Below are 14,860 nucleotides of genomic sequence, written 5' to 3' on the forward strand. Positions count from 1 at the left end.
AAATCTATGTTGAAAAATGTAATCAATCTGATTTTAAAATAAAAATAAATAATAATCGGCCCGTAAGCTGATAAGAGCAGCGTTCATTGTTAACAGCAATATTACCTGAAGAAACCCGCCTTTCGGAGTGAGAACCCTTGAGATTATAAAAGATAGCAACCATACTCGTCAAGCGCCGGTTTTTAATGAGGTAATTTGGTAAAAGCACTTTTCAATGTTGTGCCTTTCGGTATTGAAAATGTGAAGCACAAAAAAACAAATGGGAGACAAAAAAGGCATTTGTCTCCCCGAATTTAATCTGTTGCGGGCTATAATATTGCGGAGCCCGCTGCAAAAATAACCAAATAACTAATATTATGAGAAATTTTCTTCTAGTTGCGGTAGCAGCATTGTCTTTAACTGCATGTCGCCAGAATGATTCTTTAGCCGAAGCAGATTCAAACTTTGGAATGCAGTCTGCATCAGCAGATTATGCAGAGTGTTCAAAACCGGTACAAACGGTATCCGGAAATTTAACAACCACAACTTGGACAGCAGATAAAATCTGGGAACTTGATGGTATTGTAAACATTCCRAATGGTGTTGTATTGACGATAGAGCCGGGTACATTCATCAAAGCAAAACCTAGTACAAACGGTGCTGCTACAGGAGTATTGGTTGTACAAAAAGGAGGTGAGTTAATTGCTAACGGTACAGCTACTGCACCAATCGTATTTACAAGTTACAACCTTTTGGATTGTGATGACGAAACTGTAGGTGCTCCTGGTGATTTCGGAGGAATAGTTATTTTAGGTGATGCACCAACAAATACAGGTACAGATACTACAATTGAAGGTTTATCAGGTCCTAACTATTTTTATGGCGGAACAAATTCAGCTCACGACGGTGGTTCATTAACTTATGTTCGTATTGAATACGCAGGTTTTGATATCGGAATCAATTCTGGAAATGAAATCAATGGTTTAACATTAGGTGGCGTTGGTACAGGAACAACATTAGACCATATTCAGGTATCTTACGGAAAAGATGATGCTTTTGAATGGTTTGGAGGAACTGTAAATGCGTCTAACCTTATTGCTTTTGCTCAGGATGATGACGGTTTTGATTTTGATAACGGTTATACAGGAACAATTACGAATGCATTAGCTTTAGGTGATTACAACTCTACCCATAGTTTGAGTGGTGGTAGCCCGGACTCTAACGGTATTGAGCTTGATAACAACGCTGGTGGTACGGTTACTTCATTAATCACTCATCCGATTATCAACAATCTTACTATCATTGGTGCTCAAAATGGGACACAAGGTGCTTTATACGAAAACGGTATTCATATCAGAAGACGTGGAAACTTAACGCTTAATGACGCTTTAGTTACCGGTTATCCTACAGGTATCAGAGTTGAAGGTACAGGTTCTGCTTTGGCATCAGTTAACCTTTCAACTATTTATGTGCACGGATTTACTAATGCTACAGTGGGTACGCCAACCATTGCTAACACTGCAACAGGTACACCGGCTGCAACATTCTTCCTTACAGGAAATCCATTCTTCAACAGCGGAAGCTGGAGTATTGCTCCTAGATCTTGGAACAATAACGGGGCTTGGACAAAATACAGCGCTTTTTAATCATTTACTAACATGTTAATTTTTAACGGGCAGCATCATTAAGCTGCTGCCTGTTTTTTTATTTAAATATTATGAAAAAAATAATTATCAGCTTAGCGGTACTTTTAGGTATCAGTTTAAAATCACAAAGCCTGTATGTGGCATGGGAAACAACCTTCAACACTCAGGCTGAAGTAACGGGGTGGAGATTTTTTGACGGAAATGGAAATAGTAATACATGGAATGTAGGTCCTCAACTTGTTCGCGCAACAAGCGCAAATGTATATACTGAGGTTCCTGCTGAGCAGGTTTTAAGGCATACTGCATTTATTCCTAATATTACTGGTGGTCCTGCCAATTATAAACCTGGCTATGACAATGATGTTGAAGACTGGGCAATTTCACCCGAGATTGATCTGTCGTCTTATGGTGGAGATATAACTTTAGCAGCCATGATCGGTAGAGTGATTACTTACAACACAACTTCTGCAAGCAATAATACCTCCAGAGATATTTTTGTATATGTAAGTACACCTACTAAACCTGTACCCGATGTTTCAGATTTTCAGGCGTTACGTGCAAATTTTGTGACGGCTTATGCTACTAATCCTAATGCAGTGCCTCCAAGATTAAACATCACCAATGCAGATTATATTGCAGAAAATAATGCTTTGTTTGCGCAGACAACAGCAAACCTTTCACAATATGCAGGTCAGAAAATTTATATAGGTATCTGGAACAACCGAAACTTCTCAAACAATATCGGATTTGGAACTGTACCTTTCCTTAATACAAACTCAAGTCTGACTTTCCAAATTAATGAAATGCAGATCTTTGCTACTCAGCAAACTTCTTTATCTACCCAAGAATTAAAATCTAAAGCAGCGTTTGCGGTATATCCAAATCCTGTGGCTGAAGTTCTTTATTTAAAAGGAATAACAAAAGGTTCTGTAGTGGTACACAACGCAACAGGTCAGCAGGTTTTGAAGCAGGAAATTTCAAACGGTCAGATTAATGTTGGTAATCTTACAAAAGGGGTTTATACTTTATCAATTAATTCTCAAGGTAAAACAAGCGCTACCAAATTCATTAAAAAATAAATGAGATTTAATTCTGGAAAACAGATGTATGTTAAACTGTAAAATATTAGATTTTAAACAAATAATGTCAGTTATTATTTTAAAAATGATTATTAAGGTAATGTTTATGGTGCTGATTACTGCATTTGCATCACATTTTTCTGCTGTTTTCCTTTCTGTAATTTGTCTTGTATAAAAAATATGATTGCCTTCTTTCATTATTGATAGAAGGCTTTCTCTCAATTAACTAAAAAAGTATGATAGATATTTTATTTGAATATCAATAATACAGTTTAGAATAAAAATGAATATTGAAATGATTAAAATGAAAATAGAATGAAATCAAAAAACATGAAATTCCAAATCAAATATAAATATATAACAGGGAAAATAGCTAAAGCTATCATCGCATTTTCAGCTGTGATGTTGAGTCTTTTTTCCTGCACAGACGGAGCACTCGAGTCTTACGACGTTGATCAGAAATATGCAGAAATAAACATCAAGGGATATTCTAACCCGGATCTTTTGCAGTTAAGATTTAATGGCGAACCGGTCGTTATCAACGGACAAACATCTTATGCCAACAACATTACAACCCAGATAAAATTTGTTGTAGATAACGGCGAAAAAAACACGCTGGGAATTTATAATAAAAATACAGGAAACGAAATCAAGCTGTTTACGATCAACTACGATAATAGCAATCAGTATAAAAATATAAATTTCATCAATTTACCGGAAGTCTTTCTTCAAACGTCAGTAACGAAGCCTACAGTAAATCTGGGCAGAGTAGGTTTTGAATTTATTTTCCCGAATTTGGGAGAATTTTCTGGTACAAACCTTCAGAATGTAAAAGGTGTTTTGAAAAGAGAAAGTTCGGGAGCTGTACTTGCAACCTATGAGAAAATAGGAAAAGATGTTTTCACAGAATTAAAGCCAACGATCAACTATTTCGCCGGAAATGTTATATTAGAACTGTACAAACCAAATTCAACCGAGCCTTATGCAGGCAATCCGTTGATAACAATAAAAATGAGCACGGCATACATCAATAACAACAGAGCAAAGCTGATCGTTTTGCAGGAGGTTATGGAAAACGGAGTCTTGAAAGTAAAAGGCGATGTAGATATTGCACCGTATTTATAATTTTTAAAATAAAGAATAAAAATTAATGAAAATTTACTCTTTATTGTTTCTTGCTTTCATATTGCTGTCTTGTAATCGAATAGAAGACGATTACGACAGACCCTATTTTGAAGAGGGCACAACCGAATCGGTCAATCTCTGGGTTCAGGATTCTATGAAACGCTATTATTATTGGGCAGCAAGCATGCCCTCGAAGCCTGATTACAGCCTTCCGACAAAAGCATTTTTTAAAACCCTGCTTTCTCCGGAAGATCGCTTTTCGGGTATTATAGATAAAAATGATGCCTCCACCTATACAAAAAGCGCAAGAAGCTTATATGGTTTCGATTATTCTGTTTTGCAGCAAAACGGAAAAACATTTGCAATCACTAAGTTGGTAATGAAAAATTCTCCGGCTCAGAACTCAGGTTTGCAGCGCGGCTTAATCATCACAAAAATTAACGGAACTGAGATTACAGCAGGAAATAAAGATCAGATTGAATCTTTAATGACAAACTCAGCTTCACCGATGAAATTAACTGTAGGATCCTGGAATAACGGAAACATCGTCAATATAAACAATATAGAAATCTACCAGAGCTTTACATTTGATCAGCCTTTGGCGTCTAAAATTTTTGAAAAGAACGGAAAAAAAATAGGTTATTTGTACATTTACAATTTTCAAAACGGACTCATTCAGGCTCTTCTCAGTAAGTTTGCCGAATTCAAATCTGCAGGAGTTACAGATTTAATACTCGATCTTCGTTACAATTACGGCGGAATACTCGCTTCTTCAACAGCGCTTTGTGCGATGATTCCATCAGGTATTTCGGGTAATTCTCCGTTTATAATTTACAAAGGAAACAAAAATGGCGGAGAAGTTAAGCTGACTTTTGCTCAGCAAATTGCTTATGAGAAGTCTGCGCCGGGTTTTAATACTTTGTTTAATCAGAATTTAGGGCTTAGCAAAGTTTATATTTTAACGACAGCAAGTACTGCTTCTGCTTCTGAAACGGTAATCAATAACCTGAAACCTTATATTCAGGTTGTACAAATTGGTGAAAAAACGATGGGTAAAGATATGTCGGGTTGGGATATTTTAGATCAAAGAAAGCCTCCCAAAATATCTTGGCAGCTCCATCCCATGATTTACAAATTATTTAATGCTGAAAATATAGGAAATTACAGTAACGGATTATCACCAGACATTCCGGTAAATGAATTTGAAACTCTGCCAATCTTCGATTTAGGAAACCCTGAAGAAACTTTATTAAAAAAGGCATTACAGACTATTAATTGATTTAATTATACTTAACCTACCAATATCACCACCAAAAAACGAATAGAAATTTTGAAAAAAATTGATACTAAAGAATATCAGGATTTAATTGGCGCATTTGAACGTTATAAAGAATTTTATGATCGACACGGAAATGTTGTCACCACTGATCAGGAAGACGAAATTTTGCGCCAGAATATGATGAGGTTGCAAAGTTCATACGATTATTATTGTACGCTTCTGTCAGAGCTTAAATCTTGTATTCAGAATTATCGAAGAACAAAAGATGCGTTAAAAACAACGATACATAATCGCGCAAGAAAAATGAATAATATGAGTAAAAATAAAAAATAATTTTTCTGTTTTTTCAGTACAAAACAACATTTGAGGAAGAGAATTTCTGCAATATATATAATAAATAATTAGTAAGGTGAATGAGCCTAATTCAAAGTTTATAATCACATGGAATTATATAAAATAATTAGATTAATAGTCAATTTTATATAGATTTCTATAATTAATTTTAAGAATCATTAATGAAGTTTAAATATCAGTTTTATGATTCCGGTCATAATATTTCAGATAATTATAGTTGTAGCTTTGAAAAGAACCAAATAATATCACAACATTAAACTTTAATTATTAATTATGAAAAAATCTATTGTAATGCTTTTGGCAGTCACTACAGTTGCCTCGTGTAACAAAAAAAACACCGTTGCCGATGAGAATGCAGTAACGCAAACTGAAACTTCCACTACTTCAGATTCCGGATCTATGGTAGGAGATTCTGCTACAACATCCGATACTGCACAACAATCTTCTTCACTTAGCGATCAGGATAAAAAATTTGCTGATGCTGCCGCAAAAGGAGGGATGATGGAAGTAATGGCAGGAGAGCTTGCCGCAAAAAGCGCCACTAATTCTACGGTTAAAACTCTTGGCCAAATGATGGTAAAAGATCATACTAAAGCAAACGATGAGCTTAAGCAATGGGCAGCACAAAATAATTACAACCTGCCTTCCGGCTTAGATGCAGATCAACAAAAAAAGTTTGATGAGCTAAAGACAAAAAAAGGTGCTGAATTTGATCGCATGTATACAGCTCAAATGGTAAGTGATCATCAAAAAACAATAGCAGACTTTAAAAAACAAGCAGCAGAAGGCTCTGAAACCTCTTTAAAAGCTTTTGCTACAAAGACGCTTCCAACTTTGGAACACCACTTAATGGAATCTGAAAAAGCTAAAAATGCTGTAAAATAGCTAATTCCCCTCATTTTAATATATAGTCTCACCAATAGTGAGACTTTTTTATGAGACAATACTCTAATCTTTAATCGCACCAAGGAATTTTAAATATAAAATGTAAAAGCGTTATACTTTGGTATTGGGTTTTATTAAAACTCATAGAAAGTTATAGAAAATAAAATGGCGCCAACTGTATTTAGTTGGCGCCATTTTGGTTTGTACCCAGGACCGGGATCGAACCGGTACTCCTAAGAACTGGTGTTTGAGACCAGCGCGTCTACCAATTCCGCCACCTGGGCTTGATGTTTACTTCAAACGTTATCGTTTGTTTCAAATTGGTGTGCAAATATAGGAACTTTTTTCAATGTTCAAAAGCTTTTTAAAGAAAAAATTTTAAAAATTTATTTCTAAACCGTCATAGGCAAGGTGTATTCCGTTGGGAAGTAACTTATCTTCAATGTCATGCAGCCCGAAATGGTGACTGATGTGGGTTAAAAATAATTTTTTAGGTTTTAATTCCTCAAATAATTTAATGATGTCTGCCAATACAAAATGAGCAGGATGTGGATCAAATTTTCGGATGCAGTTTAAGATTAATACATCTAAATCTTTTAACTTCTCTTTTTCAGAGTCAGAGATAAAATTGGCATCAGTAATATAGGCGAGGTTTTTAAATTTATATCCTAAAATTGAAATCTTATAATGGATAACTTCGATAGGGGTAATTTCTGTATCTAAAACAGTAAATTTTTCTGTATCGATTTCGTATAGGTCAAAAGCCGGAGCTCCAGGATAACGAATGTCTGCAAATGCATAAGGAAATCTTTTTTTTACTTCCTGCCCAACTCTTGAGAGACAATAAATAGGCATGTTTTTACCGCTTTTGAAAATTAACGGGCGCATGTCATCCAAACCAATTACGTGATCATTATGCTCATGGGTAAGAAGCGTAATGTCGATATGATTTTCTTTGTTGATTAGCATTTGCTGGCGAAAATCGGGTCCGCAATCGATCAGTATTTTCCGGTTCTCATCGGTAGTAACCATCGCTGAAGCCCGGAAACGGGTATCTTTTGGGTTTTGAGAAGTACATACCTCGCAGGTGCAACCGATAACGGGGACACCTTGGGAAGTTCCGGTTCCTAAAAATTTCAACTTCATTTTCTTTTGAGGTTGTTTTAATTTTGGTAAATTTACGAAAAATTTAATGTCCTAATGTATCAGAAACTAACTCCTAAACAAAAAGCATTAACAATTAATCTAGATCCTACTATTTATGGTACTTTCGCAGAAATTGGAGCAGGGCAGGAAACTGTACGACACTTTTTTAGAGCAGGGGGAGCTTCCGGTACAATTGCTAAGGCAATGTCGGCTTACGACAAAGATTTTAGTGATGCCATCTACGGAAAAGAAGTAAAAAACAGGTATGTTACTCAAAACAGACTTAGAAAAATGCTTCGTTACGAAGTTTCATTAATTGAAGAAAGAATTTCCAGAGATACCAATCCCGGAAGAAAATATTTTTCTTATGCCAATACCGTTACAACCATCAATTTTGATAAGACCATAAAAGGTCACGGTTGGGTCGGAATCCGTTTTCAGGTAAAAGAAAATGAAGACTACAACGAGATTGTCATTCACGTAAAATTTAAAGAAAATGATGCTACTTTGCAGCAGGAAACTCTGGGAAATCTTGGTGTAAATCTTATCTACGGAGCATATAATTATTACGACAACCCACGAAGGTTGATAGAATCTCTTTATGATGAGGTTTCTACAGACAATCTTGAGATCGATATGATCGATTTCAGCGGGCCGGCTTTTTCGTATGTCGACAACCGATTGATGTCTTTGCAGCTGGTTAAAAATAATATGACCGATGCTGTAATTTTCAATTCTCAAGGGAGTAATATGCTTCCTGCAGATATTTTGTACAAGAAAAATATTTTTGCGGTAAGAGGAAGTTTCAGACCGGTGACGAAAGTAAATATAGACATGCTTCGAAACGGAATGGATATGTTCCTGAAAGACGCAATCTGTACCCAGGAAGAAACTGAGGTTCTTATTGAGATTACCATTTCAAACCTGCGTGCAGACGGAGATATCGATGAAAGAGATTTTCTTGATCGAGTAGATGTTTTAGGAAAATTGGGATATACGGTTATTATTTCCAATTTCTCAGAATATTACAGACTGATCGATTATTTCTCGCATTATACCAACGGCGATATCGGTGTGACGATGGGAGTAAATAACCTGTTAATGGTATTTGACGAAAAATATTATAAAGATCTTTCCGGGGGAATTCTGGAAGCTTTTGGTAAATTCTTCAGAAACGGAATGAGAGTTTATCTGTATCCGTACAAAGATCCTGAAACCCATGAATTGCTTGATTCTTCAACTTTAAAAGTGGAAGAGAACTTAAAAGAGCTTTACAAATATTTCAAGCACAACAACCGTATTGTAGATATTACCAACTACAATCCTGAGTTTTTGGAAATATACTCAAGAGAAATCTTAAGAAAAATAGCCTGCAACATCGGCGGTTGGGAAAACCAGCTTCCCGATGGCGTTGCAGAAATGATAAAAGAAAGAGGAATGTTCGGGTATAAAAACGAGCTTTCTCTGAAACAATTTTCATAAAAAATTATTACAATGTCTGAATTAAAAAAAAGGCTTTCGTCTATTCTTGAAAGTCCGAAACATAATACCGAAGAGAAGCTTCAAAAAGTCTGCGCTTTGCTTGATCAGGAAATATCTTATTTCAACTGGACAGGTTTTTACTTCAAAAACGGAGACAAAAATGAGCTTAAATTGGGTCCTTACGTAGGAGCAGAAACCGATCATATCATCATTCCTTACGGAAAAGGTATTTGCGGACAGGTTGCTGTTTCCAACGAAACATTTATTGTTCCTGATGTAAATCTGCAGGATAATTACTTAAGCTGTTCAATCGACACAAAAGCCGAAATTGTAGTTCCTATTTTTAAAAACGGTGAAAATATTGGTCAGATTGATATAGATTCTCACACCATCGATCCTTTTACAAAAGAAGATTTAGAATTATTGGAATGGCTTTGTAATGAAGTTTCAAAGATTGTATAATCTCATTTTTTAATATAAAAGATAAGCTCCGATTTTTTAGTCGGAGTTTTTTTTGTGCATACATAAAAGCTTACTTACCATGTAAGTTAGAAATATAAAGCATGCTAGATTCAAAATCCCGTTTAATAATTTAAAAAAATCAGTTGGCTGTAGCCAAAACTTAATGATTAAATTCGGCGATAAGTTCTTTAAAGTAGTTCTCACACTTCGCAATATGCGTTCCATACCATGAAAATGCTTCGCCATCCACAATCATTATTTTTTTATCAGGATAAATTCTTTTTAGTTCGGCGATATGTTTTTCTTTAAAAGGAAAAGGCTCGGAAGACAGCATAATAACATCCGCTTCAGCTAAATCTTCAGTCTTAATTTCAGGATAACGTTTTTGATTTTTAAAAATATTTTCAAAGCCGATTTCACTTAAAACATGATGAATAAAAGTATCAGAACCAACCGTCATATAAGGATTATTCCAGATAAGATAAGCTGCTTTTACTTTTGAATTGATTTTAGTCTGATTGAGGATTTCATAGATTTTTAAATTGAAAGCCTGTGCTTTTTCTTCTTTGTTAAAAAGTAATCCAAGGTTTTTTAGCAGGTAATAATTATCTTCAATTGTCTCAGTATTATAAACAATTACCTTGAAATCTTTCATCAGAATTTCAACTTGCTCTTTTACGTTTTCTTCTTTATTGGCTAAAATTAAATCAGGTTTAATACTTTTAATCTTTTCAATGTTAAGATTTTTTGTACCGCCGATAATTTCAATATTTTTTATTTTTTCTGAAGGATGGATGCAGAATTTTGTTCTCCCCGCAATCTCGTTTTCCGTTAAACCTAAATCGAATAAAGCTTCCGTAATAGAAGGGACCAAAGAAATGACTTTCATGTTAAATTTTAGACTTTGCCTAAAATTACAAAAGTTTTCCGGTTAAGAACATTGCTGCGATGGTAAAATAAATAATTAATCCTGTTACATCAACCAAAGTTGCTACAAACGGGGCAGAAGAAGTTGCGGGGTCAAGATTAAATTTTTTAAGAATAAACGGAACCATAGAACCGGAAATTGTTCCCCAAAGTACAATCATTGCCAGAGAAATTCCGGCACTTATGCCAATGAAAAACCAATAATCGCCATAATCGAACCAGCCCAGTTTATGCCATATCATAATTCTGAAAAATCCGATAACACCTAAGAAAGTTCCTAAAACCAAACCGGTAACAATTTCTTTTTTCATTACGGTCCACCAGTCTTTCAGGGTAATTTCCTGTAATGCCATTGCGCGAATGATCAGAGTTGCAGCCTGCGAACCCGAATTTCCGCCACTCGAAATGATCAAAGGAATAAACAATGCTAAAACAACCGCTTTTTCAATTTCATTTTCATAAAATCCCATTACAGATGCGGTGATCAGCTGCAAAAAGAAAAGAACGATCAGCCAAAGTCCGCGTTTTTTGATCATTTCAAACCAGTGGGTCTGAATATAAGGATCATCAAGAGCTTCAACACCCCCGAATTTTTGAATATCTTCGGTGTTCTGAGATTCAATTTGATCTAAAATATCATCAATCGTTACAATTCCTACCAAAACTCCGGCTTCAGTAATAATAGGAAGCGCTGTTCTGTCATACGCGCAATAGAATCAGAATTATAGCCAAGAAGTTTCAGGGCAATCCTTCTTTCCTGCGGGTTAAGATGATTAATCGAATATTTAATTAATTCATCCGGAAAATCTTCAAACAAAGCCGTTCTGTCATCGGGAGTCATGGCGTTCAGAATTTCTGAAACTTCATCACTGCCAATGCTTCGAATGGTTTCTTCCTGAAAATCAGGGTCTAAGTGCGAAAAAACATCGGCTTTGTATTCTTTCGGAACTTTCAGAAATGCGAGCAGCCTTTCATCAGCGGGAAGTTCACTGAGTCTTTCGGCAATATCGGCAGGGTTAAAAGTAAGTTCGTGTGTAGAATTCAAAACCTGAAAATTTTTGATATGCAAAAATAACTCAAATTTTTAGAATAGGGGAATGATGAGCCAAATTTAAGGTTTATTTAAAGATTAAAAACCTGCTTCTGCAGAAGGTTTTATCTTTCTCAATTCTTTAAGGATATTTTTCATAGCGCCGTTGGTTCCTATTTTTACTGAGTTTTCTGTAGATCCTAAAAGGCGCATGTTTTTTCGGTAAGTGTCATATTCCGAAGAGGTAATAAGGTTTCCTTCTGCATCAAAAAGTTTCATGCTTACGACAACCTGGTTAGAAAAAACGTATTTTCCGAGACCTACTTTGAAATATTTTACTTTAGGAACGATCACAAAATCGGCATCATTGTTTTTGCTGTATTCGGTAATGGTTTTAGAATCGATGCTGTCAAAAGAAACCTGAACTTCAGATCTCAGCATTTTATTTTTACGAAAAGCACTGATGTTATCAGAAACGGCACTGAAAAATGCAAGGTTGGTAGGTTCTTTTATTTCTTCAATATCGGGTTCCACTTCAGGATTGAAGTATAAGACTTTCTTTGTTTTATCATGGCCAGGGGATTTCTGTGCTTTTACAGAAGAAACACTGATGATAAATATAGAAGAAATGAGCGTATAAAATAAAAAATTATTCATCTTTTTGTCGGCTGTAAAATTACTGTCTTTTAATGGGATAACATAATATTATTTAAGAATTTATTAACATATTTTTCTATCAATTTTAATAAATGAAATCAATAATGTTTCCAAAGTATGTATTTTACACGAATATTTATAAAAAGATATTTAGATAAAAGATAAAAGATAAAAGATAAAAGATAAAAGATAAAAGATTTGAATTAGACATCATTAAAAATTGCTAGTTCTATATTATGTTATGTCGTTTATAGTTTAAAACAGTCAATATTTTAAAATTTTTATTAGCCAAACTGAAATTAAGTATGGTAAAAAATTTAAGATATTCAATAATTTAAATTACCATTTTGGGGATTAAAAAAATAGTTGTATTTTTGCAGCCGTTACATAATAATCATTAAACAATATTGGAATGTACTTAACAACAGAAAAAAAAGCAGAAATTTTCGCAAAACACGGTAAATCTGCACAAGACACAGGAAGCGCTGAAGGACAGGTTGCTTTATTCACTTACAGAATTAACCACTTATCTCAGCATTTGAAGGCTAATCGTCACGATTTCAATACTGAAAGATCTTTGGTGAAATTAGTAGGTAAAAGAAAAAGCTTATTAGATTATCTTAAGAAAAAAGATATTACAAGATACAGAGCAATTATTGCTGAACTTGGTCTAAGAAAATAATCTTTGGATTCCAAAAAAACAGAAGCAACTTCGAAAGAGGTTGCTTTTTTTGTTTCGTAAACTTAGCACCAAAATCTGGTATCTTTAAAGAAATCGTTTAAATTTGCTGTTTTCAAAATTTAATCTACTGATTTGAAACAGATTTATCTTTATATTCTTCTTTTTGCTTCGGGATTTTGCAGTTCTCAGGAATTGGATACCATTTCAAGGTCGAATCTTCAAACTTCGGTGAGTATGCAGTTCGGAAAGTTTTTAGGAACGAATGATTATCTTAAAACTCTTAAACATAGAGAATTTATCGGAGTTTCTGCAGAGCTTACCACACAAACCGACGGAAGTCAAGAATGGCACAGAAGATTTGGAAAACCTTATTACGGTGGAGGAATTATAGCTTTTGATTACCTTAAAAACAGTGAAATGGGAAAACCTTTTGCTATTTACGGAACTTTTGGAGGAGTTATTAAAGAAACACCAACGCATTCCTGGAACTATGAAACCAGCGGAGGTTTTGCTTTCAATTGGACGCCATATGATTTGAGGAAAGGATATGTTAACTAGACTTTTGGCTCATCGGTAAGTATTTATATTAATTTAGGAGCTAATTATAAATATTATTTAGGAAAACATTTTGACTTAGGTTTAGGCTTAAATTTTAACCATTTCTCAAACGGTGCTTTGAAACTTCCGAATAAAGGAATGAATACCTTTTCTCCTAAATTATCACTGACATATCATTTTGATGAAAGACAATTTGCTCCAAAAGATTCTTTGACCTCATTTGATAAATATTCTACATTGGATGTGAATGTTTTTGGAGGAATTAGGCATTCTATTTTTTACGGAAAAGATCCTGGATTTGAAGATTTTGATGTAGATATGATCAGGAAATTTGAAGGGAAATATCATCAGAACTGGGGTATAGAAACGGTTTATCACAGACAGGTTACTTATAAATCTTCCCTCGGGTTAGGATTTGGTTTGATGTATGATGAAGATTATAATAATAAATTTTATCAGGATAAAAATGGAGTAATTCAAAGTACAAAAAGATTTCAGCGTGAACAGGTTTTACTGAATATTTTCCCTTCGTACCGACTTTCTATTTCAAAATTTGCCATTCAGATTCAGCCTGGCTTTTATATATTTAAAAAAGAAATTGACCGCCGTTATGATAAAACAATTTTTTATCAGAGAGTAGGATTTCAATATACAATCGGAAAGAACTTTTTAATAGGAATTGGTTTGAGATCATTTAAATTTCACAAAGCCGATTATATTGAATGGAGGCTCGGTTACAGGATTTTTAATAAGAAAAATTGATAAATAATTTAAATGGATTGCTGAAAATTCAGGCTAAATGACTTTCACCATTTTATTTAAAACAAAAACACTAAATTTGCATCACATTTAGACGAAATATCAATAATTAAAGTGCTCAATACGGAGCGCAACACAAAACAATTTATGAGTGCACCTCAAGCAATTACAGAGCTGATTACTCTTGCAGACGGCAGAGAAATCACAATCGAAACAGGGAAACTGGCAAAACAAGCTGATGGATCTGTAGTAGTAAAAATGGGCGGAACAATGCTTTTAGCAACCGTTGTAGCCAACAAAGAAGCCAATCCTGGTGTAGACTTTTTACCTTTAACAGTAGATTACAGAGAAAAATTCTACGCAGGCGGTAAAATCCCAGGAAACTTTTTCAGAAGAGAAGCTCGTCCTTCAGACCAGGAAATCTTAACGATGCGTTTGGTAGACAGAGTTCTTCGACCATTATTCCCTGAAGATTTCCACGCGGAAGTTCAGGTAATGATTTCATTGATTTCTTATGACGGACAGTCGATTCCTGATGATTTGGCAGGTCTTGCTGCGTCTTCAGCAATTGCCATTACCGATATTCCTTTCAACGGACCAATGTCTGAAGTAAGAGTAGTAAGAATTGACGGAAAACTTTCTATCAACCCTAAATTTGAAGATCTTAAAAATTCTGACCTTGATATTATGGTTGGAGCAACTAAAGATTCTATCGTAATGGTGGAAGGTGAAATGAAGGAAATCACTGAAGCAGAAATGCTTGAAGCAATTACTTTTGCACACGAAGAAATCAAAAAACAAGTAGAAGCT

13 protein-coding genes, 1 tRNA gene and 3 pseudogenes are annotated in these 14,860 nt (G+C 34.7%); 12 read left to right on the forward strand and 5 right to left on the reverse strand.

Going from position 1 to position 14,860, the window contains the following annotated elements; genetic code table 11:
* Window positions 1-356: 356 nt before the first annotated feature.
* The 6 genes from AB4Y90_RS06570 to AB4Y90_RS06595 all read left to right on the forward strand — a co-directional run bounded on the left by AB4Y90_RS06570 (window position 357) and on the right by AB4Y90_RS06595 (window position 6,347).
* A complete protein-coding gene (locus AB4Y90_RS06570) occupies window positions 357-1,625 on the forward strand; it encodes a hypothetical protein (protein ID WP_441556623.1) in 1,269 nt (422 codons plus the stop codon).
* Between the two features lie 71 nt (window positions 1,626-1,696).
* Window positions 1,697-2,704, forward strand: a complete 1,008-nt coding sequence (locus tag AB4Y90_RS06575; protein WP_441556624.1) for a T9SS type A sorting domain-containing protein — start codon at window positions 1,697-1,699, stop codon at window positions 2,702-2,704.
* 330 nt (window positions 2,705-3,034) lie between these two features.
* The gene (locus tag AB4Y90_RS06580; RefSeq protein WP_441556625.1) at window positions 3,035-3,829 is read left to right on the forward strand and encodes a hypothetical protein; all 795 of its coding nucleotides are present in this window, start codon (window positions 3,035-3,037) and stop codon (window positions 3,827-3,829) included.
* A gap of 25 nt (window positions 3,830-3,854) precedes the next feature.
* Window positions 3,855-5,108, forward strand: coding sequence for a S41 family peptidase (locus AB4Y90_RS06585; RefSeq protein ID WP_441556626.1), 1,254 nt, complete (start codon window positions 3,855-3,857; stop codon window positions 5,106-5,108).
* A gap of 51 nt (window positions 5,109-5,159) precedes the next feature.
* On the forward strand, window positions 5,160-5,441 hold the full coding sequence (locus AB4Y90_RS06590; RefSeq protein WP_441556627.1) for a hypothetical protein: 282 nt from the start codon (window positions 5,160-5,162) through the stop codon (window positions 5,439-5,441).
* Window positions 5,442-5,735: 294 nt separating this feature from the next.
* Complete coding sequence (locus AB4Y90_RS06595; RefSeq protein WP_441556628.1) at window positions 5,736-6,347, forward strand: DUF4142 domain-containing protein; 612 nt, start codon at window positions 5,736-5,738, stop codon at window positions 6,345-6,347.
* A gap of 204 nt (window positions 6,348-6,551) precedes the next feature.
* On the opposite strand, the gene AB4Y90_RS06600 is transcribed toward AB4Y90_RS06595, so the two are convergent.
* Window positions 6,552-6,631 (reverse strand) — tRNA-Leu (locus AB4Y90_RS06600).
* A 94-nt stretch (window positions 6,632-6,725) separates the two neighbouring features.
* Window positions 6,726-7,493, reverse strand: a complete 768-nt coding sequence (locus AB4Y90_RS06605; RefSeq protein ID WP_441556629.1) for an MBL fold metallo-hydrolase — start codon at window positions 7,491-7,493, stop codon at window positions 6,726-6,728.
* Window positions 7,494-7,547: 54 nt separating this feature from the next.
* Here AB4Y90_RS06605 and AB4Y90_RS06610 point away from each other — a divergent pair, with 54 nt between their 5' ends.
* On the forward strand, window positions 7,548-8,975 hold the full coding sequence (locus tag AB4Y90_RS06610) for a TonB-dependent receptor (RefSeq protein ID WP_441556630.1): 1,428 nt from the start codon (window positions 7,548-7,550) through the stop codon (window positions 8,973-8,975).
* A gap of 12 nt (window positions 8,976-8,987) precedes the next feature.
* Complete coding sequence (locus AB4Y90_RS06615; protein WP_441556631.1) at window positions 8,988-9,437, forward strand: GAF domain-containing protein; 450 nt, start codon at window positions 8,988-8,990, stop codon at window positions 9,435-9,437.
* A 160-nt stretch (window positions 9,438-9,597) separates the two neighbouring features.
* On the opposite strand, the gene AB4Y90_RS06620 is transcribed toward AB4Y90_RS06615, so the two are convergent.
* The 3 genes and pseudogenes from AB4Y90_RS06620 to AB4Y90_RS06630 all read right to left on the reverse strand — a co-directional run bounded on the left by AB4Y90_RS06620 (window position 9,598) and on the right by AB4Y90_RS06630 (window position 12,051).
* On the reverse strand, window positions 9,598-10,326 hold the full coding sequence (locus tag AB4Y90_RS06620) for an ABC transporter substrate-binding protein (RefSeq protein WP_441556632.1): 729 nt from the start codon (window positions 10,324-10,326) through the stop codon (window positions 9,598-9,600).
* 25 nt (window positions 10,327-10,351) lie between these two features.
* A pseudogene (locus tag AB4Y90_RS06625) lies at window positions 10,352-11,409 on the reverse strand (magnesium transporter).
* Window positions 11,410-11,493: 84 nt separating this feature from the next.
* On the reverse strand, window positions 11,494-12,051 hold the full coding sequence (locus AB4Y90_RS06630; RefSeq protein WP_441556633.1) for a pyruvate decarboxylase: 558 nt from the start codon (window positions 12,049-12,051) through the stop codon (window positions 11,494-11,496).
* A 412-nt stretch (window positions 12,052-12,463) separates the two neighbouring features.
* Between AB4Y90_RS06630 and rpsO the strand changes: the two genes are divergently transcribed.
* The 4 genes and pseudogenes from rpsO to AB4Y90_RS06650 all read left to right on the forward strand — a co-directional run.
* Window positions 12,464-12,733, forward strand: a complete 270-nt coding sequence (rpsO, locus tag AB4Y90_RS06635) for a 30S ribosomal protein S15 (protein ID WP_034679332.1) — start codon at window positions 12,464-12,466, stop codon at window positions 12,731-12,733.
* 132 nt (window positions 12,734-12,865) lie between these two features.
* The gene (locus tag AB4Y90_RS06640) at window positions 12,866-13,291 is read left to right on the forward strand and encodes a hypothetical protein (protein ID WP_441556634.1); all 426 of its coding nucleotides are present in this window, start codon (window positions 12,866-12,868) and stop codon (window positions 13,289-13,291) included.
* 15 nt (window positions 13,292-13,306) lie between these two features.
* Window positions 13,307-14,053, forward strand: a pseudogene (locus tag AB4Y90_RS06645) (acyloxyacyl hydrolase); the annotation flags it as partial.
* Between the two features lie 144 nt (window positions 14,054-14,197).
* Window positions 14,198-14,860: pseudogene (locus AB4Y90_RS06650) on the forward strand (polyribonucleotide nucleotidyltransferase); the annotation flags it as partial.

The sequence above is a fragment of the Chryseobacterium sp. 2TAF14 genome (genome assembly GCF_052115105.1).
GTDB lineage: Bacteria > Bacteroidota > Bacteroidia > Flavobacteriales > Weeksellaceae > Chryseobacterium.

Bases quoted from the DNA above. Each gene is read 5' to 3' on its own strand.
- AB4Y90_RS06575 (WP_441556624.1), top strand. From the start codon at position 1,697: ATGAAAAAAATAATTATCAGCTTAGCGGTACTTTTAGGTATCAGTTTA.
- AB4Y90_RS06580 (WP_441556625.1), top strand. From the start codon at position 3,035: ATGAAATTCCAAATCAAATATAAATATATAACAGGGAAAATAGCTAAA.
- AB4Y90_RS06585 (WP_441556626.1), top strand. From the start codon at position 3,855: ATGAAAATTTACTCTTTATTGTTTCTTGCTTTCATATTGCTGTCTTGT.
- AB4Y90_RS06595 (WP_441556628.1), top strand. From the start codon at position 5,736: ATGAAAAAATCTATTGTAATGCTTTTGGCAGTCACTACAGTTGCCTCG.
- AB4Y90_RS06605 (WP_441556629.1), bottom strand. From the start codon at position 7,493: ATGAAGTTGAAATTTTTAGGAACCGGAACTTCCCAAGGTGTCCCCGTT.
- AB4Y90_RS06610 (WP_441556630.1), top strand. From the start codon at position 7,548: ATGTATCAGAAACTAACTCCTAAACAAAAAGCATTAACAATTAATCTA.
- AB4Y90_RS06615 (WP_441556631.1), top strand. From the start codon at position 8,988: ATGTCTGAATTAAAAAAAAGGCTTTCGTCTATTCTTGAAAGTCCGAAA.
- AB4Y90_RS06620 (WP_441556632.1), bottom strand. From the start codon at position 10,326: ATGAAAGTCATTTCTTTGGTCCCTTCTATTACGGAAGCTTTATTCGAT.
- AB4Y90_RS06630 (WP_441556633.1), bottom strand. From the start codon at position 12,051: ATGAATAATTTTTTATTTTATACGCTCATTTCTTCTATATTTATCATC.
- rpsO (WP_034679332.1), top strand. From the start codon at position 12,464: ATGTACTTAACAACAGAAAAAAAAGCAGAAATTTTCGCAAAACACGGT.